Below are 18,034 nucleotides of genomic sequence, written 5' to 3' on the forward strand. Positions count from 1 at the left end.
TTTCTCATTGACGTCTTATGGTTTATAAAGATTATCTATTATTATTTCTGTCTCAATTCTGGCTTGATTTAATATGCCTAAATCCGTTGGGTATTTGATGTCTGCTGGCGCACAAGTCGCATCTAAAATTAGTTTACCTTTATTTTTTATTTTTTCTCCTTTTTCTTGGAGACAATCCTTTTTTTTTACTTCTTTATCACTCTTGTCTATTTCTCTTTTTACTATTTTTTTATTGATTTTGTTTATCAATTCTCCATCAATTCTTTTCCTAAAATGAACTAGCATTGAAGATTCCAGTGGTGGCTCTTGTTGATAACAATTTAAACCTATAAAGTATTGTAGATAAGGATTTTCTCTAATCTGTTCTATAGTTTCTCTATCACTTGTTCCTAATTTTTCCTTAATAATTAATGTCCCTAATGCCATTCTAAATAGTTTGGCTGGCGCACCTTTTTCTGCTGAAAAAAGTTTAGCATATTCTTCCTCAAAATCATCCCAAGGTATCAACTCTGCCATGATTACCCAACGATTATTGGGGGACAATTTGCCCTCGAAAGGTAATTCAAATTTTTCTGGGGGCGGTAAAGGTTGCTCCTCTTTTCGATACATTTGTTCTTGACCAACAACTGGGAGGTGTTTCTACCAATTATAGCGGTTTGTAGCCGACAAAGCTGATCTTTTTTGCGATCGCGAATATGGGTGTAACCTTTTAAAGAATAGGGTTTTGCTTTTATTCAGCAAACCCTACATAAAGTTATACACGAAGTTATACATTGCGTTTACATGAAGTTATACATCCAATGGATAAACTGTAGTTAAGTACATATACACAACATTGAGGAGAATCTTCAAAATGAAAAAAGTTACTTTAGGTCTTATGACAGGCATCGGCTTAATGGCTGCTGCCGCCTCCCCTGCACAAGCTGCATTTTTCGATTTATCCATCCAAAATGGTTTATCTTCTGGTGGTGGAACTATGACAGGGACTTTTACTTATGATAGTATTAGCAAAACCTACAGCAACTTTAATATAACAGTTGACCCTGACGCTCTGAGCAAGGCTCCGAATCCTTTTACATATAGTCCTAGTAGTTCTAATTCTGTTACCGCACCCTTTTCTCCTCCTGAGCAGAATTTTCGCGCTTCAGCTAGTAGTGCCACTTCCGGTGTCCTAGAGTCCGATGAGTTCCGTAACCTACTACTAAGATTTGATGCTGCCCTTGATAGCCTTGCTATAGGAGACGAAACTAACTTAGTTGTCAATCTAACTCCAGGATCTGCTGCTTTTGGCTCCAATGACACTTTTATTGAAAATGGTGTTGAGCAAACTGCTTCTGTAACGGGCGGTCTTGTCCGAGTAGAAAACATTCGACCAGTTCCTGAACCTCTAACCATTTTAGGTGCAGGTACAGCCATTGGCTTTGGTACAGCGTTTAAGAAAAAGTTAGGTAAAAACAAAAAGAACAAATAAGTCTAAGTGGCATATATAATGCTCACGAAGGAACTTTAGTGGACTTAAAGGGAAGATATTGGGACTAAACTCAATATCTTCCCTTTTTAGCTTAAGATATATGGGTAACAATTGTGATTCTAGAAGCAAAACTATGCACACCATTCAAACCAAAGTTGAGGTCGGTCAAGACCATATTTTAAATATTGCTTTACCCCATGACATTGCAGAAGGCACTTATCAGGTGGTAATTGTGATGAATTCCCAACCGGAAAACGAACCTGACGACAATGATACTCCTGATGAGGTAATCGTAGAAGGAATTAGAGAAGGACTTAAACAAGCTTTTAGCGATCAAACCATTCCTATAAGTCAAATGTGGGAAGGAATTGATGTCGAATAAATCCCAACCGATTTCAATCTACTTAACATCTCGTTTCAAAAAAGACCTAAGTAAACTAGCAAAACGCTTTCGCTCAATTCGTCAAGACTTAGCACCTCTCATTGACCAATTACAAGGAGGAGAAACCCCAGGTGATCTAATTTCGGGAGTTAAATACCAAATTTTTAAAGTACGTCTGAAAAACAGTGATATTCAAAAAGGTAAAAGTGCAGGTTATCGAATTTTATACTACGTTAAAAAAGAAACTAAAATTGTGCTATGGCAATCAGTTATCAGTTGTGAGAATTAAGTGAATTCTGATCCCCCCTAACCCCCCTTATTAAGGGGGGAACTGAAGGGGGGATCTCGAAGTTCTCATGAATCATTCCTGATTGCTATAGTTACAATTTACGCTAAATCCGATCAAGCAGATATTGATAATAAAGTAATCGAGTCTATTATCGAACAATTTGAACAAGAAAATTAAATTATTTTACTGTTCAATAATACCCCCACCAAGAACAATCTCCCCATCATAGAAAACAGCAGCTTGTCCTGGGGTAATACCAAATTGAGGCTCATTAAATTGTAATTTTACCCGATGATCTTCCAGAGGAATAATAGTCACCCGAACGGCTTTAGAACGATAACGCACCTGTACCTCTGCCGTAATAGGTGAAGCAGGTTCTGGGATAGAAACCCAGTTTAACCGTCCTACGGTACAATCAGAACGCCCTCCATCGGCACGGTTGCCCACAATAACCCGATTCATCACTGCATCTAATTTAACCACATATAAGGGTTCTGGGGCAGCAATACCTAACCCTCTACGTTGTCCAATGGTATAGTGATGAACCCCTTGGTGAGTCCCTAAAACTTTGCCCTCAAGATCCACAATTTCCCCTTCTTTGGGTTTAATATATTGATCGAGAAAGGTGGACATGGAGCCATGAGCTTCAATGAGACATAAATCTTGACTTTCTGGTTTACTGGCAGTTTTTAGGTCAAATTCTGCGGCAATACGTCGGGTTTCTTCTTTGGTTTGTTCTCCCAAAGGAAAAATAGTTCCTTTTAAGATATCTTGAGAGAGATCATACAAAAAGTAAGATTGGTCCTTGTTGCGATCAACTGCTCGTAATAGTTGATAGCGTTGGGTTATCTTATCATAGTCAATCCGCGCATAATGGCCAGTGGCGATGCGATCGCAATTTAATTCTGCTTGAGCATAAGCTAACATGGGGCCAAATTTCACCGCACGGTTACACTGAGAACAAGGTAAGGGAGTGACACCAGACTCGTAACCGGAGACCAAATAATCAATAATATTCTCTGTAAATAAATCTCTGGTATCGACAATATGATGAGCAATACCCAACTGTTCACAAATAAAGGCAGCATCTACCATTCCCTCGGAACAGCATTGCCCTTTACCTTTCATTAACCAGAGGGTCAACCCGATCACATCATAACCCTGATGCTGTAAACTAGCAGCAGCAACAGAACTATCCACACCACCCGATAAACCTACAACGACCTTGTTCATCAAAAAATTGGGTTTGAAACCCCGTCCTTCTTGCTCCGTCCCTATGTCTGAGGGAAGCTCAGACGAGGCGGTGCGCTTTTAGGACGGCTTGACCGTTTTAGTCTAGCATACTGATAGGTAGCAACATTATACCTGAAACTCCGTCGAGCGAGAGATAGCCAGTCCGTTTTAACGGCTGGCAGTGGAGCGAGATGATGGTTTTAACCATCAGTATTTAATTTAAGCTTATCAATACACTCCTCTAAAACTTGCGTCATAGTTTTGTCTTTTTGTTGGGCATAAAGTTTTAGTTTAGCTAACCTTTTGTCACTCAATCTAATTGTAAAGTTTTTCTTTACATATTGGCATTGCCATTGCAGAATGCTATAATCATAACATGAAGTATCAAACCCAGAAAATATTGTTAACAGGGAATATAGATGATGAGACTCACGCTTATCTTTTATGGTGTTGTGAGCAGTCTAATAAACTATATAACTCTGTTTTATTTACAATTCGTCAAGATTACTTTGAAAAATGTAATTACAAAACTTGGTTTGACAAAAATGATAATTACAGAAGAAGTCCTCGTTTAAGACGAGTTAAAATCAGTTACGCTCAACTCTGTAAGGATTTCAAGGATGACGTTCATTATCAAGCAATAGGAGGACAACAAGGACAACAGACTATTAAATCAGTAGTGGAAGCCATTAAAGGATATAACAAGCTTCTGCCAATGTGGTTTAGTGGGGAATTAAAAGATACACCTAGAATCCCAAGTTACCGTAAAAGAGGTCTTTATCAAGTTGCTTTTACCTCTCAAAATATTCGTTATGAACCATTAGAGGGAATTTGTTATTTACCTATTCCTAATTCTCAAAGAAAAGAATTAGAAACTCCATCAATTATTATTCCCAGTGGTGTTAATTTCCAATCTGAAGATATAGCAGAGGTTAGGGTTATTCCGAGCAATGGTAAGTTGTGGGCGGAATATGTCTATAAAACCCAGTTGCTTAAAGCTTCTAACCTTGATTATTCTCAGGGGCTAGGAATTGACCACGGTGTTGATAATTGGCTCAGTTGCATATCAACAAAAGGTAAATCCTTTATTGTTAATGGCAGAAAAATTAAGTCAATTAATCAACGGTATAATCGTTTAGTTGCTAAACAGAAACAAGGGAAAAGCCAAGAGTATTGGGATGAAAAATTAGACCAAGCTACCCATAAATGTAATTGTCAAATGAGAGATGCTGTTAATAAAGCAGCAAGATTTATTATCAATTACTGCTTAAAATATCAAATTGGAAACATCGTTTTCGGATGAAATGATGGGCAGAAAGACTCAATTAATATTGGGAAGACTAATAATCAAAACTTTGTCCAAATTCCAACAGCAAGACTTAAAAACCGTATTCAAGAATTAGCAGAGTCAGTAGGTATCGTATTTACTGAAACTGAAGAAGCGTACAGTTCACGAGCAAGCTTTTTAGATGATGATTTAGTCCCGAAGCATGGTGAAAAACCCAAAGGGTACAAGTTTTCAGGAAAGCGAATCAAGCGTGGATTATATCAAACCGCTAGAGGATGGTTAGTCAATGCCGACACTCAAGCCGCAGCGAACTGTTTAAGAAAGGTAGCCACACAGCTAGGAATAAACCTAGCCAGGGTGGGCAAGGAAGTTTTGACTCTTCCCAAACGATATGATCTTAATAGTCTAACTCGATCATATCGTAAGCAAGCGGAAATGTGGCTTCAGCCCATTGAAGCTTAACCGCTTAGAATCCAGGCGTTTTTAAACCCTGGAGAAGTCAAATGACCATAACGCTTGATTTATCTCGCCCATTTTCGCGCGTTGCAATTACGGCAAACATGATAACGATTAGATAAAGCAGTGAGGATGTCAATGTTAAACGTTTCTTAAAAATTGAAAAATTAACTCTATACTTTCTCTAGGCTAACATTTTCAGTATTACAATATTGATTAAACCGAAGAATAACAAAGAAAATTTTTGTTGTTTGTCGGTGTGAGGATGTGTTTATTTCAGGTTTAAATTATGTTTATCAGCAGCGATCGCCTAATTATCAGGACTATTGAGCAGATGGGTAGGTTCCCTTCATACTTAAAACAGTCTTCAACTTGGTTCTGTTTTTGCCTATTAACCGTCGGTTCAACTTCAGTCAGTTTGGCACAAGTCACCTCTAACCGTGAGTTACCCCCACCTCCTGCCCCTAAAATGGTCACTTCTGAGTCTCCTGTTAATCAAATAACTCCTGCTGAAGAGAGTTCAACTCCGATTAAAGAGTACACCTTTTCTGCACCCCAAACCATACCAACTAAACCCCTGACTGAAGATCCAGCACCTTCTGAGATCAAGACTATTAACCCCCAACCTACTCAAAACCCTAATTTTTATCGGGTCGAAGTGACGGGTAAAAACCATTCTTTATTATCTCAAGTTAAAACCATCGAACCTATGGCTTTTATTCGTCAAAGTGAAGGGGTTATTCATGCTGGAGTGTTCCAACATTCTCAACAAGCAGAAGCACGAGTACAAGAACTAAAAAATCAAGGACTTCCTGCAACAGTGGTTCCTGTTTATCAACAGACAAGAACCTCTTTATCTGTAGAAGTTAAACCCTAGTAATTGAACACTTGTCAAAATAATTGTTTTGACCTCACTGACACTACTATGGGCATTTTCCCCTGGCCTTAATTAACTTAACCTACCCACCCCTAACCCCTCCCAGGAGGGTAATAGGAGGGTAAGTTTTGAGCTACGGGGTAGTGTTTATTCTTCTTCTCTCCAGAAAACAATTGAATTATCAAGGGGAATAATTTTTGTTCCAGGGTAATAGAAAGCAAGAATTTTCTCAGGACTCCAACCTAAATTAGCTAAATTATAAGACCCGAATTGACTTAAGCCAACCCCATGGCCAAAACCACCGCCAACAAAGGCATATCCTGTTAATACTTTTTGGCTATTGTAGATAGGATCGAGATAAAAAAGAGTGCTTATTGGTGGATCAAAGGCACTACGTACTTCATTCTTTTGTAATGTAATTGTACCTTGATCCGTTTGCACAATCATAGTTAAAATACGTCCAGAGTCAGAGCGTTCTGTAACTTTCATGGAGCGTATAGTCTTGATGTCTGCTAGGGGATGTTTTCGTCTTTCTAGATATTTCTTTAAATCTCGGGTCAAAGTCACTAAAGTTGCTTGCTTGTTCCAACGGAAAACCCTGCGTCCACTCTCATTAAATCCTTGTCTTAAACGAATAAAATTCCGAAATGTTTCTTCATCAGCTAAGGATGTTTGGGAGAGATCCCAAACATTTTTAGGGGAATCAATGACCGCTGTTAGATAAGGTCTTTCTTCCCCATTCCAAGCATCACTAAAACTCGCTGTTACCCCCCCAGTAGTAGAAGAATAAAGAGCATCTACTAACTCATTATTATGAGTTAAAACTAATCCTTTGGTAGCTGCGATCGCCCGATCAGCTTTCGGACTGGTTCCACTCAACCCATAATAAACTTGACAATGGGTACTTGCACATAATTCATAATTATCAGCTTTAAAACGGCGTAAATTACGTAAAGCATAGGTTCTTGCTATAATTGTTTGCGCTTTGGCTGCATTTTTCGGTGCGTTGGGTCCTATTTCGTGGGGAACTACTCCTCTCAAATAGGTTTCTAAGGGAACATCATTAACTAAAGTATAAGTTCCGTAAGAGTTGGGTTGTAGCTTTAAACTGCCCCCATAACGCCGTGTTTTTTGTTGGGAATGACTAACCTGTATGGGGTTTTTCCCTGGAATAATCTCTAAATAATCACTTTGGTATTGTTTCCCTGCAATGGTAAAATTAGCTTGAGATTTAGAGTTTAAAATAGCCGATTCTAAATAAGCATCATTATACCCTTTTTCTTGGAGATTTTTTAATAATAAACGGCGTAATAAAGGAGTTTCATAAACATCTCTTTTAGCCCATACTTGCCATCTTCCAGGTTGGGTTACTTCTGCTTTTATTCCTTTATCTTTCCATTGATTTGCGCTATCTTCGGCAGTTTCAAAGGTAGCATGATCGCTCAAAACAATGTACTCTTTTAATAGAGATTGGGGTAAAGATTCTTGAACAATATTCAGGGTGAGTTTAGTAGTTGTTAAGGTTTGGATTTCTCCCTGACTATCTTGAAACTTTAGGGTTAAACTGTCTCCACTGGTGGCACTGATGGAGAGTTTTTCGGCTTTTGTTTCCCCGAATCTTTGTATGATACCCACGTCGATATTCACATCTTTGGCCGTACTAGGTAAACCTAAGATTCCTCCCCAGAGAAGCGGAAGGGAAAACAGGGTTAGGAACAAGTGTTTACCCTGAATGGGTTGAGTCGTCTTAGTCATCAGCATATCTCAATATCTTGTTTTTTCGCATTATAGACCTTTTGACCTATAGGGAAGGGGAGTTATGTTAAGATTTTTCTCTTCTTTGCCTTTGTCCTCTGTTCGAGTGTAATAGTTCCCTATTTTAAAAAAATGGTAGGAGAAGAGAATAGCTATCGAATTCGTGTCCAAGATTATCTAATTATCTATGAAGTTTTTGATCAGAGATTAGTTGTTATGGTAATCCGCATTGGTCACAGAAGAGAAGTTTATCGAAAGTAGAAGAAAAAAAGTGTCTTTGATATAATAAAAAGTTGGAAGTTTAAAATACGCTGATAATCATGACCTCAACCCCACGCCGTTACCATATCACTACCTTTGGCTGTCAAATGAATAAAGCTGACTCGGAACGCATGGCCGGTATTCTAGAAGATATGGGGTTTAAATGGTCTCAAGACCCCAACGGGGCTGATTTAATCCTTTATAATACCTGTACCATCCGAGATAATGCCGAACAAAAGGTTTATTCTTATTTGGGAAGACAGGCTAAACGTAAACACAAAAACCCTGATTTAACTTTAGTGGTAGCTGGATGTGTAGCGCAACAGGAAGGGGAAAAAATCTTAAGACGGGTTCCAGAATTAGATTTAGTAATGGGACCCCAACACGCTAACCGCTTAGAAGATTTATTAACACAGGTATTTGATGGCAATCAGGTCATTGCCACCGAACCCATTCATATCGTAGAAGATATCACCAAACCCCGTCGAGATAGTACCGTCACTGCTTGGGTCAATATTATTTATGGTTGCAATGAAAAATGTAGTTATTGTGTGGTTCCTAGTGTTAGAGGTGTGGAACAATCTCGTACTCCTGAAGCTATTTATGCGGAGATGGAACTATTAGCAAAACAAGGGTACAAAGAAGTTACTTTACTGGGACAAAATATTGATGCTTATGGACGAGATTTACCAGGGGTTACTGCAAGCGGAAGACATAAACATACGTTAACAGATTTGTTATACCAAGTACACGATATTCCTGGCATCGAAAGACTAAGATTTGCTACCAGTCATCCCCGTTATTTTACCGAAAGATTAATCAAAGCTTGTGACGAATTGCCTAAAGTTTGTGAACATTTCCATATTCCTTTTCAATCAGGAGATAATGATGTTTTAAAGGCGATGAAAAGGGGTTACACTCATCAAAAATATCGTAAAATTATCGATAAAATTCGTGAATATATGCCCGATGCTTCTATCAGTGCAGATGCCATTGTGGGTTTTCCAGAAGAAACCGAAGAACAGTTTGAAAACACTTTAAAGTTAGTGGATGATATCGGCTTTGATCAACTCAATACTGCTGCTTATTCTCCTCGCCCTGGAACCCCGGCAGCCCTTTGGGAGCAGCAATTAAGCGAAGAAGTGAAAAGCGATCGCCTACAAAGATTAAACCATTTAGTAGCACAAAAAGCTGCACAACGTTCTCAACGTTATTTAGGAAGAATAGAAGAGGTATTAGTAGAAGATCAAAACCCTAAAGATAATAGTCAAGTTATGGGAAGAACTCAAGGCAATCGTTTAACCTTTTGTAAGGGAAATATCGATGAATTAAAAGGACAATTAATCAAGGTGGAAATTACGGAAGTTCGTGCTTTTAGTTTGACAGGAGAAGCGATTGTTAGTATTTGTAATGCTTAAACTAAGGTAAATATAGAAAAAATTAGAATATCTTGCTTTATAATCAAGGAGTGTATTCAAAATATATGAAATGCTAGAACCTAAAATTCTCAAAGATATAGAGTCAGCATTTAGACAGTTTGGCTACGAAGCAGAAGATGTTTTCAATGCAATTGCTTATATATATAGTAACATTTTTAGCATTAAAGCCTCTGAAAAACTTAGTGGGGTTCTTGAAAAGGGAAAATTGATTTCAGATATTGTATTTCAAGATGATTGCTTAAAAAAAACAATTAATTCTTATGTCAAAAAAGACAAAGATGGAGAAAACTTAACTATTTTTTATCAATATTTCCTCGCCAAAAGATTTCGAGATATTAGTGGAAAATTTTTCACTCCACATCCAATAGCGATGCAAATGGTTAAAATGCTTCCAGTTAAAGCAAATGCTGTAATTATAGATCCTACTTGTGGTGGTGGAACGTTTTTGAAGACAGTTAGAGAACAATGGAAAAATATACCTTGTCATTTAATTGGAAATGATGTTGACCAAATGTTAATTTGCTTAACTGAATTAGTATTAAAAATAAATAAAAATCATCAAGAAAATACTTCTTTATTGACATCGAATATTTATCAACCAAATTCACAAATACAATCATTTTTTGGACAAATAGACTATATTTTAGCTAATCCACCTTTTTCACTACCTGTAGATATTTTTACCTCTAATAGTAGATTATTTGAGTCAGGATATAGAAATAGTGATGCGTTGTTGATTGATTTATCTTTTAAATTATTAAAGCCTGGTGGTCGTTTAGTTTGCCTACTACCCCATTCAATTATCTCTAATAAAGAGTATCAAAATTTAAGAGAAATTGTTGAAAAAGATTGGTACTTAACCGCAGTTATTATCTTACCAGAAGGTATTTTTAAATCAACAGCAAGCACAACAACTCGTGCTGACATTATTGTTTTAGATAAGAAGAAAAATGAGCAAGTAGATAGAAATAGAAAAACCATTTTCGCTAATATTTCTTCTTTGGATATCCCATTAAATCATAGACAGAAACAAGTTACAACTAACGACCTAGAAAATTTATTGAAAAATAGTAAAGTATCAGAAATTCTAGGAATTTAAAATCATTAAGAATATTAACCATGAAAAAAAACGGTTACACATTTTTTACAATAGCCAATACTTGTCAAATAGAATCAGGGGTCTGGAATCCTTATCATTATAAGGAAAATAAATCTAATGATACTTTATCCGACTTTGCTAATATTAAAAAAATAAAAAATAATAAACAAGACATTAGTATTTCCGAATTTGCTCCTATTGAATATAAAAATATTCCCAAAGGTGAATTACTAACATTCTCGTTAGAAGATAATTCTTTAGAAGAAGGGCGTTATAGTCTGGTTGGTGAACAGGTTTTATTATTTGGTACTATGCGTGCTTATCTCGGTAATGTTTTAGTAACACCAAAAGCAAATTGGATAGGCAAAAGAAGCCCTTTATTTTACCCTATTAATTCTGAGTTTGTTCAGATCATTCCTAAAGATAAATTACTCTATTTTTGGTGGGGATATTTAAAGTCATCGTTATTTCTTAATCAAATTCCTACAGGAAGTGGTGGTACTCGTCCAAGAGTTAGTGTTGATAATTTAGAAAAAATACCTATAAGCGTTCCCATATTAAGGGAACGTGAGAAAATTAATAATAGTTTAATAGAAATCGCCGAACAATCTTGGATTAACTTTATGACTTGTAGAAAAATTATCAAACAAACTAATTCGTTGGATGAGCATTATGCCTGAGATTTCACACCAAAAATTTCAAGAATTACGAAATACTTTTGCTCCACTGATTGGGATTAAAATAGACTGGTTAACTATTCCTGATCGAGCTTTACAAGGTTTTGAACCTAGTCAAATTGCTGTGATCATTAATACGCTTTTAGATGGAATTTTACCTCAGATTCAACTCATTTCAACCAATGAGCAAAACCAAGAAAAACTAAAAAATATTGGATTACAAAAATCACCTAGTAACATAGGGGAAAGGGAAAGTTATCCTGACTATATTCATGTTTCTGGGACAAGAGTAGAGTTAAAAGGTTTATTTGTAGATAATATTACTCTCAAATTGAAAAGACCACCAACTCGAAGAGAACCTTCAGCAAGGTTAAAAGAAAATATAACAATAGATACGATAGATAGTGAAAGAGATGTTTTATTAATTGCAGCTATCCAACTTAGAGAAGATAATGGATTTTGCTCACCTTTCATTGTTGATATTGAAGTTATTTCAATGGTAGAGTGTATTAGGGCAAGAGATAAACGATTGTTAGATACTGGTGGTAAGTGGATTAATGGTATTCCTAAAGTAGTGAGTCAAAAAGGTAGAAAAAAACTACAATTAGGTCAAACACTAATGGACAATGACTACGAAAAAGATACTAATTTTGGTAAACTCAAGAGAATACCATATCAGCCACTACAAGATTTTTTGAATAAGTGGACTATCAGATAAAGTTTTTTTGGACTCTTTCAAAAATAAGCCTGAGAGATTTCCTAACTTAACTAACCCTGATAATATCTTAAGCTAATCACTCAGCTAGTGATCCAATGCTTGAAATAGCTTATATAACTGGGTTAGAGCAATTTTTAAGTTTAATTGCTTAACTTCTGGCTTAACTCCCTAAACTTAGGTTGTATCTTCAAGAGATAAGTTTAATCATATAAGTGGTTAGGGAACAACAGTGGAGCAGTTAGTTCACCTGCTAAAAGTGAAGTCCGTTAAAAGTTTGTCGCCTAAACCATGACAAACTTGGGGATTAAGTCACATTACCCCAAAGTAAAATGACCATTCCATCGGATTAATCTTGCAGAAACTACTAACTGTTTTTTCCTTATCTAAAGTGGTTTGCAACAATTTTGATACTAGGGGATGTGAGCAGGATGCTCACTGTCCTAACAATAACTAGAATATTCATCATATAAAGTCCCTCGTTGCTGATAGGGACGGTTAAGGGAAGCGATCGCTTCTTGTAAGGTTTCTACTTCCATACAGGTTCCCCCCATAGCCCCTGCCATCGTAGTAATATGTTCTTCCATGAGGGTCCCACCAATATCGTTACAACCCCATCGCAAGGCTTCTTTTGCACCGTCTAAGCCCAATTTTACCCAACTTGGTTGATGGTTAGGAATCCATTTTCCGAGGAAAATTCTAGACACTGCGGTTAATAATAAGGTATCTTTTACACTAGGTTGCTCTCGTTTTACACGCTTTCTTAGGGGTAAAGGCGCATCTTTTCCAACGAAAGGTAAGATAATAAATTCTGTTATTCTGGCTGGATAATTGTTTTCAATAGCTATTTTTTGTAGGTTTCTTAATTGACTTAAATGCTGTATTTGTTGTTGGGGGGTTTCGATATGTCCAGATAATAGGGTACTGGTGGTGTATAAACCCAAAGAATGGGCTAAACTAATAATCTCTAACCAGGTTTTGCTATTGATTTTTTCGGGACAAATAATACGTCTTACTTTATCGTCTAAGACTTCGGCTGCTGTCCCTGGCATCGACCCTAAACCAGCATTTTTTAAGGTCATAATCACCTCAGTATAACTAATTTTATCTTCCCTGGCAATAAATTGAATTTCTTGGGGGGAAAAAGCGTGTAAATGGAGGTTAGGAAATGTTTGTTTGAGACTGATAATTAATTGTTGATAATATTGTAGAGAACTTCCTCTTATTTTAGCTTCGGGGTTTAAACCTCCCTGCATACAAATTTCTGTTGCCCCTCTTTTGACTGCATCTGTTGCCTTTTTGATAATTTGTTCTGTATTTAGCCAAAATGCTCCGTCATCCCCTGCATTTCGCCGAAAAGCACAAAAGTTACAATGTTGCTCACAAATGTTGGTAAAGTTTATATTACGGTTGATAATATATGTTACTGTCTTTCCTACTTGCTTTTGACGAAGTTTATCTGCTGTTTGACGAATGGCATTAATTATGGTTTCATCGCTTTGAGATAGAAGCATAAACCCATCGCTTTGAGATAGTTCCCTATCATTTTCTACATCTTCTAAAATATGTTGTATTGTTTTTATTTGATTAATCATAGGAGGATACAAAATTTTAAATAAATAAGTATTCTTAACCCATTATATCAAATATTGGATTATTGTAAAAAGGTTAATTAATTGATGAAAATTTCGACTAAAACTATTAATATCATTCTTTTCGCTGCGATCGCTTGTGCTGTTATTCTCAGGATAATTAATTTAGGAAGTCGAGAATTTTGGTACGATGAGGTCTTATCTCTACTATTATCCACTGGACAAAAAGGACAATATCAAAACCCTCAAGATATCCCTGTTATCTTAGCAGATTATACCCGTTTATTAAACATTCCTGTTGAAAATAGCTTTTCTGAAAGGATTGGTGGCTGAGCCTCATCCTTTTCTTTTCTTTTTAGAACAACATTTTTGGTTAAGAATATGGGGTAATTCTGAAGCAGCAATGCGCAGTATTATTGTATTATTTAGTCTAGGCTCTATGGGGTGTGCTTATGGTTTAGGAAGAAGATTATTAGGTTTTCAAGGGGGTTTATTATTTGCTGCTTTATTAGGATTAAATCCTTATTATCTATTCCATTCTTTAAATATCAGGATGTATTGTTCATTGGTATTTTGGGTTTTACTTAGTAGTTTATCTTTACTAGAATTAATTACCCTAAATACTTCAGAAACTAAAAATAGTTATTCTAATAAATCTAAGATTTTTTTGACAATATCATTGATTTTATCCGCAGCGTCAGGGTTGATGACATTTTACTATTTTGGTGTGTTCTTTTTGATCTTTGCTACCTTAGTTTTGTGGTTAGACCGACAAAAATGGTGGCAGTATGCCTTGTATTTAATCAGTAGTATTATTATTACCATTCCTTGGGTTTGGTGGGGAACGAGGCAACAATTAAGGAATGCTGACTTAGGAAGGTTTTCCAGTCAAGATAGTTTTATAGCTGCTATGACTAGACATTTACAAGAATTTCTTGATGTGCTAGGCATTCATTTATTAGTTGGTGATTGGTCGAGTATTTTACCTGATTATCTAGTGACAATTGCTGGATTATTTGTTTTTATTGGTTTGGTTTATTGTATATGGCAACTATATAAAAATAATCAAAATAAATTATTAATTATTAGCTTATTATTAGGTTTATTTCCTTTATTATTAATGTTGCTTTTAGATATTGTAACGAGAAAATTTACCTTGGCTTTCGGGTTTGGTCGTTCCGTTATTTTTGTGTTACCTGGATGCTTGTTATTGTTAGCAACTTTCCTAGAAAAAGGAGTTATTAAATTTAAAAATATTACTATTTTAAGCTTAATATTATTGTGTTTAGTAATTAATATGGCCGATTTTAGTTTACGTTCTCGTCAAATGTTCCATCAAATAGCTGATATTATTAATGAACAGCCCAATCAACCTACTTTAATTATTATGAATTCTCAAGCTTGGGGTCATGTGTTAAGATTAGCTTATTATCTACCTACCACTTTCCCTATTAGTTTACTAGCGCAAAACTCTGATAATTTATCCCCTATTTTAGCAGAAAACTTAAGTAAAGATTCTGAGCAGTATCAACGAATTCTCTGGTTAGATAGCGAACGACCTGTGTGGGGAAAACCAAGCACAGAAGAGCAAAAACAAGGGGTTAAAACTGTCTTAGATGACAATTATAATTTACAGTTTTTTCAAAGATTAGTAGGAACATGGAAGTTAGATAATTTTATGATGAATGTTTATGAAAAAATAGAGTAAGTTACAAAAACAAAACCCCTTTATAGGGGTTTAAATCAACTCATAATATTATTATATTCCCAAGGCTAAAAGCCATAAGTATAATTTAGAATAACAGGAATAATACTCGTGTTATTCTTCCTTTTCGTTTAACTTTGAGTTTGACTTGCGACGACTCACTAAACCGAGAGCCGTAACTGTCAATAACCCGGCAATAGTACCTGGTTCAGAAACGGTTTCTGCGGTATTGGCAGGAGGTAGATCAGTAGATTCTCTGATAATATCATCCAGTTCTGTAATACCAGTTGATTCATTAGACAAATCAAGAAACCACTGGGTATTCTCTGGTAGTTCTACAAGAACACTATCTGGGGGATTGAAAGTGAATGTAACGTCACCAGTGAAGATCACCTTCTCCTCTTCGAACCACTCGCCCAACATACTCATGAATTCGCCGATATATTGATTTTCTACAAAGAATTCATTCTTGTTTTCTGGGTCTCGCGTGAAATCAAAGGCTATAGCAGTAGAACTCATGGTTGCTGCAATAGCTACTCCGGAAGCAAGAGATACAACTGTTTTTAAGATTGGTTTCATAGACTTCTCGGTTATGACAGGAATAGTGCCACTTAATCTTATGATAGGTAAAATTAAGGGACTTCTTGAATAATGATAGCAGTAATTTTACTTAATTTTACTTAATTATGGGTTAAGAATCTTTATATAGAAATCAGGTTTTAGTTGTGAGAAAATCAAGAGCAGGGTTTAACAAAGTCTTTAACCCCCTATAATACTATTTTCATCAACTGAGACTACATATGTTAAGGTTGTAGGGGTCAACGGCCGTTGACACCTACGGAAATTTGTAGCTTAACTTTAGGAAACTATTTAGATTTTAGCTTCTTCTTTGACTAATTTTTCCCAACCTAATTCTTTGAGGTTATTATTACGACGGAGGGGACGAGTTGCTAGTTCTAATATGTCTCTTGCATTGGTAAACCCGTGAATTTGTGCAAAGGTAAATTCTACTGACCATTTAGTATTTATTCCTCTTGCTTCTAAAGGGTTGGCGTGTGCCATTCCTGTGATAACTAGGTCAGGTTTTAATTCATAAATACGTTGAATTTGATTATAATTATCAGGTTTCTCGACAATCTTAGGCACAGGTACACCCATTTCTTTACAGGTTTTTTCTAGAAAATCTAATTCTGCTTTTTGGTAACGTTTGTCCATATAAGGAATACCAATTTCTGGACAAGTCATCCCACAACGAATTAAGAAACGGGCTAAAGAAATCTCTAACAAATTATCACCCATAAAGAAAACAGACTTACCTCGAATAAGTTTAATATAGTCTTCTAGACTCTCCCAAATTTTGGCTTCTCTTTCTTCTAACCCTTGGGGTTCAATATTGAAAACGGAGCATATTTTTTCTATCCAAGCACGAGTACCATCGGGACCAATGGGGAAGGGTGCGCCGATTAATTTACACTTACGACGACGCATTAAAGTAGTAGCAGTTCGGGATAAAAATGGGTTAACTCCACTAACATAATAACCTTCATCAATTACGGGTAATTCTGTATATCTTTTTGCGGGTAACCAACCATCAATTTTTATGCCTTGTTTCTTCAATTCTAGGGTTAAATTGGTAACAACTGGATCTGGTAAAGAGCCAAATAAAACTAAGGAAGGATGTTCTTTATATTCAGATTCTTCTTGTTTAATATCTTCTTTTTTTCTGCCGAAATTTAATAGTTTATGGATAGCATTTCTTTCTTCTTTTTCTGATTCTACTTTGACATTTTTAGGACATTTATGAGCCATAGCAGCCAAGACTGTATCTTCTCCTTGAGTGAAGGCATAATCTAAACCATTGGCTCTTGCTGTAACAATAGGAATACCGATTTCAGACTCTAGTTGAGGGGCTAATCCTTCTAAGTCCATTTTGATGATTTCTGTGGTACAAGTACCGATCCAAACGATTACACTGGGGTTGCGATCGCGTTTTATTTGTAAACACAATCTTTTCAGTTCTTCGTAATCTTTTAATTGAGCAGAAATATCTCCTTCTTCTAATTCTGCCATAGCATAACGGGGTTCGGCAAAAATCATCACTCCCATGGCATTTTGTAGGAAGTAACCACATGTTTTTGTGCCGATAACTAAGAAGAAACTATCTTCTATTTTTTGGTATAACCAAGCGACACAACTAATAGGGCAAAAAGTGTGATAATTGCCACTTTCGCAGTCAAATTGTAAGGATGTGGGTTCTTGTAAGGCAGTCATAATTTAGAGTTCTCCTTTTTGTAATTGTTGTCTAATGCGTTCAATTTCGTCAGTATCTGAAGAGTTTAATTGTGGATTTTTGGCTCTTTCTTCTTCCCTTTTTTTGAGTTCAGTTTCAGGATTAAAATTTAAACCTAGAACTTTAATGAGGTTGTTGTAATCAGAACTGAGTTCACAAAAGGGTGGCATCCAAAAAGATAATTTTGGTTCTAAAGCTGTAATAGCTCCTAAAATGATTTCAGCAGAAGGTCTTTTCCCACCATCAGGAGTGTTATACCAACAATTTTTAGAGTCCATTAAAGGTTGAATCCAACACCGATTAATTTGATAATAATCTAACCATTTATCAGATAAAGTTGCCTTGATTTGTTCAAAAGTCATCATCAATTTAATCCTAAGCACAAAAGTTACTATAGACAGTATTCCCTTATTAGTTAGGATAGATATCATTTAAGTGAACAAATCAAAAAGTTTCGTTTCGTAGTAGGGTCTTTAGACCCTAACTAACGCTAAAGCGTTGACGA

General features: G+C 36.1%; 18 protein-coding genes and 1 pseudogene. 12 read left to right on the forward strand and 7 right to left on the reverse strand.

Translation table 11 applies throughout. The annotated features are described in order from the left end of the window. Nucleotides 1-18 precede the first annotated feature (18 nt). A pseudogene (locus tag CWATDRAFT_RS12345) lies at nucleotides 19-609 on the reverse strand (IS5 family transposase); the annotation flags it as partial. Between the two features lie 244 nt (nucleotides 610-853). Between CWATDRAFT_RS12345 and CWATDRAFT_RS39745 the strand changes: the two are divergent. The 3 genes from CWATDRAFT_RS39745 to CWATDRAFT_RS12360 all read left to right on the forward strand — a co-directional run bounded on the left by CWATDRAFT_RS39745 (nucleotide 854) and on the right by CWATDRAFT_RS12360 (nucleotide 2,142). Beyond that, nucleotides 854-1,471 (forward strand): PEP-CTERM sorting domain-containing protein, encoded by a 618-nt coding sequence (locus CWATDRAFT_RS39745; protein ID WP_007305331.1) that lies wholly within the window; start codon nucleotides 854-856, stop codon nucleotides 1,469-1,471. 133 nt (nucleotides 1,472-1,604) lie between these two features. After that, nucleotides 1,605-1,853 (forward strand): type II toxin-antitoxin system RelN family antitoxin, encoded by a 249-nt coding sequence (locus CWATDRAFT_RS12355; RefSeq protein ID WP_007310580.1) that lies wholly within the window; start codon nucleotides 1,605-1,607, stop codon nucleotides 1,851-1,853. Further along, complete coding sequence (locus CWATDRAFT_RS12360) at nucleotides 1,843-2,142, forward strand: type II toxin-antitoxin system RelE family toxin (protein ID WP_007305333.1); 300 nt, start codon at nucleotides 1,843-1,845, stop codon at nucleotides 2,140-2,142. The genes CWATDRAFT_RS12355 and CWATDRAFT_RS12360 overlap by 11 nt, the downstream gene beginning before the upstream one ends. A 183-nt stretch (nucleotides 2,143-2,325) precedes the next feature. On the opposite strand, the gene mnmA is transcribed toward CWATDRAFT_RS12360, so the two are convergent. After that, complete coding sequence (mnmA, locus tag CWATDRAFT_RS12365) at nucleotides 2,326-3,375, reverse strand: tRNA 2-thiouridine(34) synthase MnmA (RefSeq protein ID WP_007305334.1); 1,050 nt, start codon at nucleotides 3,373-3,375, stop codon at nucleotides 2,326-2,328. Nucleotides 3,376-3,751: 376 nt separating this feature from the next. On the opposite strand from mnmA, the gene CWATDRAFT_RS12370 reads away from it, so the two are divergent. Then, nucleotides 3,752-4,678: a transposase gene (locus CWATDRAFT_RS12370; protein WP_007305335.1), complete on the forward strand. Its 927-nt coding sequence runs from the start codon at nucleotides 3,752-3,754 to the stop codon at nucleotides 4,676-4,678. Nucleotides 4,679-5,408: 730 nt separating this feature from the next. After that, nucleotides 5,409-5,996: an SPOR domain-containing protein gene (locus CWATDRAFT_RS12375; protein ID WP_021830415.1), complete on the forward strand. Its 588-nt coding sequence runs from the start codon at nucleotides 5,409-5,411 to the stop codon at nucleotides 5,994-5,996. A 147-nt stretch (nucleotides 5,997-6,143) separates the two neighbouring features. Here CWATDRAFT_RS12375 and CWATDRAFT_RS12380 read toward each other — a convergent pair whose 3' ends face one another. Next, entirely contained in the window at nucleotides 6,144-7,757 is a 1,614-nt protein-coding gene (locus CWATDRAFT_RS12380; protein ID WP_007305337.1) for a SpoIID/LytB domain-containing protein, read from the reverse strand. A gap of 126 nt (nucleotides 7,758-7,883) precedes the next feature. On the opposite strand from CWATDRAFT_RS12380, the gene CWATDRAFT_RS33535 reads away from it, so the two are divergent. The 5 genes from CWATDRAFT_RS33535 (at nucleotide 7,884) to CWATDRAFT_RS12405 (ending at nucleotide 11,945) form a co-directional block, all read left to right on the forward strand. After that, the gene (locus CWATDRAFT_RS33535; RefSeq protein WP_021830413.1) at nucleotides 7,884-8,012 is read left to right on the forward strand and encodes a type II toxin-antitoxin system RelE family toxin; all 129 of its coding nucleotides are present in this window, start codon (nucleotides 7,884-7,886) and stop codon (nucleotides 8,010-8,012) included. A 53-nt stretch (nucleotides 8,013-8,065) separates the two neighbouring features. Further along, nucleotides 8,066-9,430: a tRNA (N6-isopentenyl adenosine(37)-C2)-methylthiotransferase MiaB gene (gene miaB, locus CWATDRAFT_RS12390; RefSeq protein WP_198138980.1), complete on the forward strand. Its 1,365-nt coding sequence runs from the start codon at nucleotides 8,066-8,068 to the stop codon at nucleotides 9,428-9,430. A gap of 70 nt (nucleotides 9,431-9,500) precedes the next feature. Beyond that, nucleotides 9,501-10,550 carry an HsdM family class I SAM-dependent methyltransferase gene (locus CWATDRAFT_RS12395; RefSeq protein WP_007305339.1) on the forward strand — a complete coding sequence of 350 codons (1,050 nt, stop codon included), beginning with the start codon at nucleotides 9,501-9,503 and terminating at the stop codon, nucleotides 10,548-10,550. A 20-nt stretch (nucleotides 10,551-10,570) separates the two neighbouring features. Then, on the forward strand, nucleotides 10,571-11,230 hold the full coding sequence (locus CWATDRAFT_RS12400) for a restriction endonuclease subunit S (protein WP_007305340.1): 660 nt from the start codon (nucleotides 10,571-10,573) through the stop codon (nucleotides 11,228-11,230). Next, nucleotides 11,214-11,945 carry a hypothetical protein gene (locus CWATDRAFT_RS12405; protein ID WP_007305341.1) on the forward strand — a complete coding sequence of 244 codons (732 nt, stop codon included), beginning with the start codon at nucleotides 11,214-11,216 and terminating at the stop codon, nucleotides 11,943-11,945. The genes CWATDRAFT_RS12400 and CWATDRAFT_RS12405 overlap by 17 nt, the downstream gene beginning before the upstream one ends. Before the next feature lie 440 nt (nucleotides 11,946-12,385). Here the strand turns inward: CWATDRAFT_RS12405 and cofH are convergent, their stop codons facing one another. After that, nucleotides 12,386-13,537 carry a 7,8-didemethyl-8-hydroxy-5-deazariboflavin synthase subunit CofH gene (cofH, locus tag CWATDRAFT_RS12410; protein WP_007305342.1) on the reverse strand — a complete coding sequence of 384 codons (1,152 nt, stop codon included), beginning with the start codon at nucleotides 13,535-13,537 and terminating at the stop codon, nucleotides 12,386-12,388. 84 nt (nucleotides 13,538-13,621) lie between these two features. Here cofH and CWATDRAFT_RS39750 point away from each other — a divergent pair, with 84 nt between their 5' ends. Both CWATDRAFT_RS39750 and CWATDRAFT_RS12415 read left to right on the forward strand, forming a co-directional pair. Beyond that, complete coding sequence (locus CWATDRAFT_RS39750; RefSeq protein WP_007305343.1) at nucleotides 13,622-13,867, forward strand: hypothetical protein; 246 nt, start codon at nucleotides 13,622-13,624, stop codon at nucleotides 13,865-13,867. Beyond that, nucleotides 13,860-15,242: a glycosyltransferase family 39 protein gene (locus CWATDRAFT_RS12415; RefSeq protein WP_232287086.1), complete on the forward strand. Its 1,383-nt coding sequence runs from the start codon at nucleotides 13,860-13,862 to the stop codon at nucleotides 15,240-15,242. Before CWATDRAFT_RS39750 ends, CWATDRAFT_RS12415 begins: the two co-directional genes overlap by 8 nt. Before the next feature lie 111 nt (nucleotides 15,243-15,353). Here CWATDRAFT_RS12415 and CWATDRAFT_RS12420 read toward each other — a convergent pair whose 3' ends face one another. The 3 genes from CWATDRAFT_RS12420 to CWATDRAFT_RS12430 form a co-directional block, all read right to left on the reverse strand. After that, a complete protein-coding gene (locus CWATDRAFT_RS12420; protein WP_007305345.1) occupies nucleotides 15,354-15,818 on the reverse strand; it encodes a PEP-CTERM sorting domain-containing protein in 465 nt (154 codons plus the stop codon). A 291-nt stretch (nucleotides 15,819-16,109) separates the two neighbouring features. Next, complete coding sequence (locus CWATDRAFT_RS12425) at nucleotides 16,110-17,510, reverse strand: ferredoxin:protochlorophyllide reductase (ATP-dependent) subunit N (protein WP_007305346.1); 1,401 nt, start codon at nucleotides 17,508-17,510, stop codon at nucleotides 16,110-16,112. A 3-nt stretch (nucleotides 17,511-17,513) separates the two neighbouring features. After that, nucleotides 17,514-17,894: a DUF5331 domain-containing protein gene (locus CWATDRAFT_RS12430; protein WP_007305347.1), complete on the reverse strand. Its 381-nt coding sequence runs from the start codon at nucleotides 17,892-17,894 to the stop codon at nucleotides 17,514-17,516. Between the last annotated feature and the right edge of the window lie 140 nt (nucleotides 17,895-18,034).

The organism is Crocosphaera watsonii WH 8501, assembly GCF_000167195.1.
GTDB lineage: Bacteria > Cyanobacteriota > Cyanobacteriia > Cyanobacteriales > Microcystaceae > Crocosphaera > Crocosphaera watsonii.

Bases quoted from the DNA above. Each gene is read 5' to 3' on its own strand.
- CWATDRAFT_RS39745 (WP_007305331.1), top strand. From the start codon at position 854: ATGAAAAAAGTTACTTTAGGTCTTATGACAGGCATCGGCTTAATGGCT.
- CWATDRAFT_RS12355 (WP_007310580.1), top strand. From the start codon at position 1,605: ATGCACACCATTCAAACCAAAGTTGAGGTCGGTCAAGACCATATTTTA.
- CWATDRAFT_RS12360 (WP_007305333.1), top strand. From the start codon at position 1,843: ATGTCGAATAAATCCCAACCGATTTCAATCTACTTAACATCTCGTTTC.
- mnmA (WP_007305334.1), bottom strand. From the start codon at position 3,375: ATGAACAAGGTCGTTGTAGGTTTATCGGGTGGTGTGGATAGTTCTGTT.
- CWATDRAFT_RS12370 (WP_007305335.1), top strand. From the start codon at position 3,752: ATGAAGTATCAAACCCAGAAAATATTGTTAACAGGGAATATAGATGAT.
- CWATDRAFT_RS12375 (WP_021830415.1), top strand. From the start codon at position 5,409: ATGTTTATCAGCAGCGATCGCCTAATTATCAGGACTATTGAGCAGATG.
- CWATDRAFT_RS12380 (WP_007305337.1), bottom strand. From the start codon at position 7,757: ATGCTGATGACTAAGACGACTCAACCCATTCAGGGTAAACACTTGTTC.
- CWATDRAFT_RS33535 (WP_021830413.1), top strand. From the start codon at position 7,884: ATGGTAGGAGAAGAGAATAGCTATCGAATTCGTGTCCAAGATTATCTA.
- CWATDRAFT_RS12395 (WP_007305339.1), top strand. From the start codon at position 9,501: ATGCTAGAACCTAAAATTCTCAAAGATATAGAGTCAGCATTTAGACAG.
- CWATDRAFT_RS12400 (WP_007305340.1), top strand. From the start codon at position 10,571: ATGAAAAAAAACGGTTACACATTTTTTACAATAGCCAATACTTGTCAA.
- CWATDRAFT_RS12405 (WP_007305341.1), top strand. From the start codon at position 11,214: ATGAGCATTATGCCTGAGATTTCACACCAAAAATTTCAAGAATTACGA.
- cofH (WP_007305342.1), bottom strand. From the start codon at position 13,537: ATGATTAATCAAATAAAAACAATACAACATATTTTAGAAGATGTAGAA.
- CWATDRAFT_RS39750 (WP_007305343.1), top strand. From the start codon at position 13,622: ATGAAAATTTCGACTAAAACTATTAATATCATTCTTTTCGCTGCGATC.
- CWATDRAFT_RS12420 (WP_007305345.1), bottom strand. From the start codon at position 15,818: ATGAAACCAATCTTAAAAACAGTTGTATCTCTTGCTTCCGGAGTAGCT.
- CWATDRAFT_RS12425 (WP_007305346.1), bottom strand. From the start codon at position 17,510: ATGACTGCCTTACAAGAACCCACATCCTTACAATTTGACTGCGAAAGT.
- CWATDRAFT_RS12430 (WP_007305347.1), bottom strand. From the start codon at position 17,894: ATGATGACTTTTGAACAAATCAAGGCAACTTTATCTGATAAATGGTTA.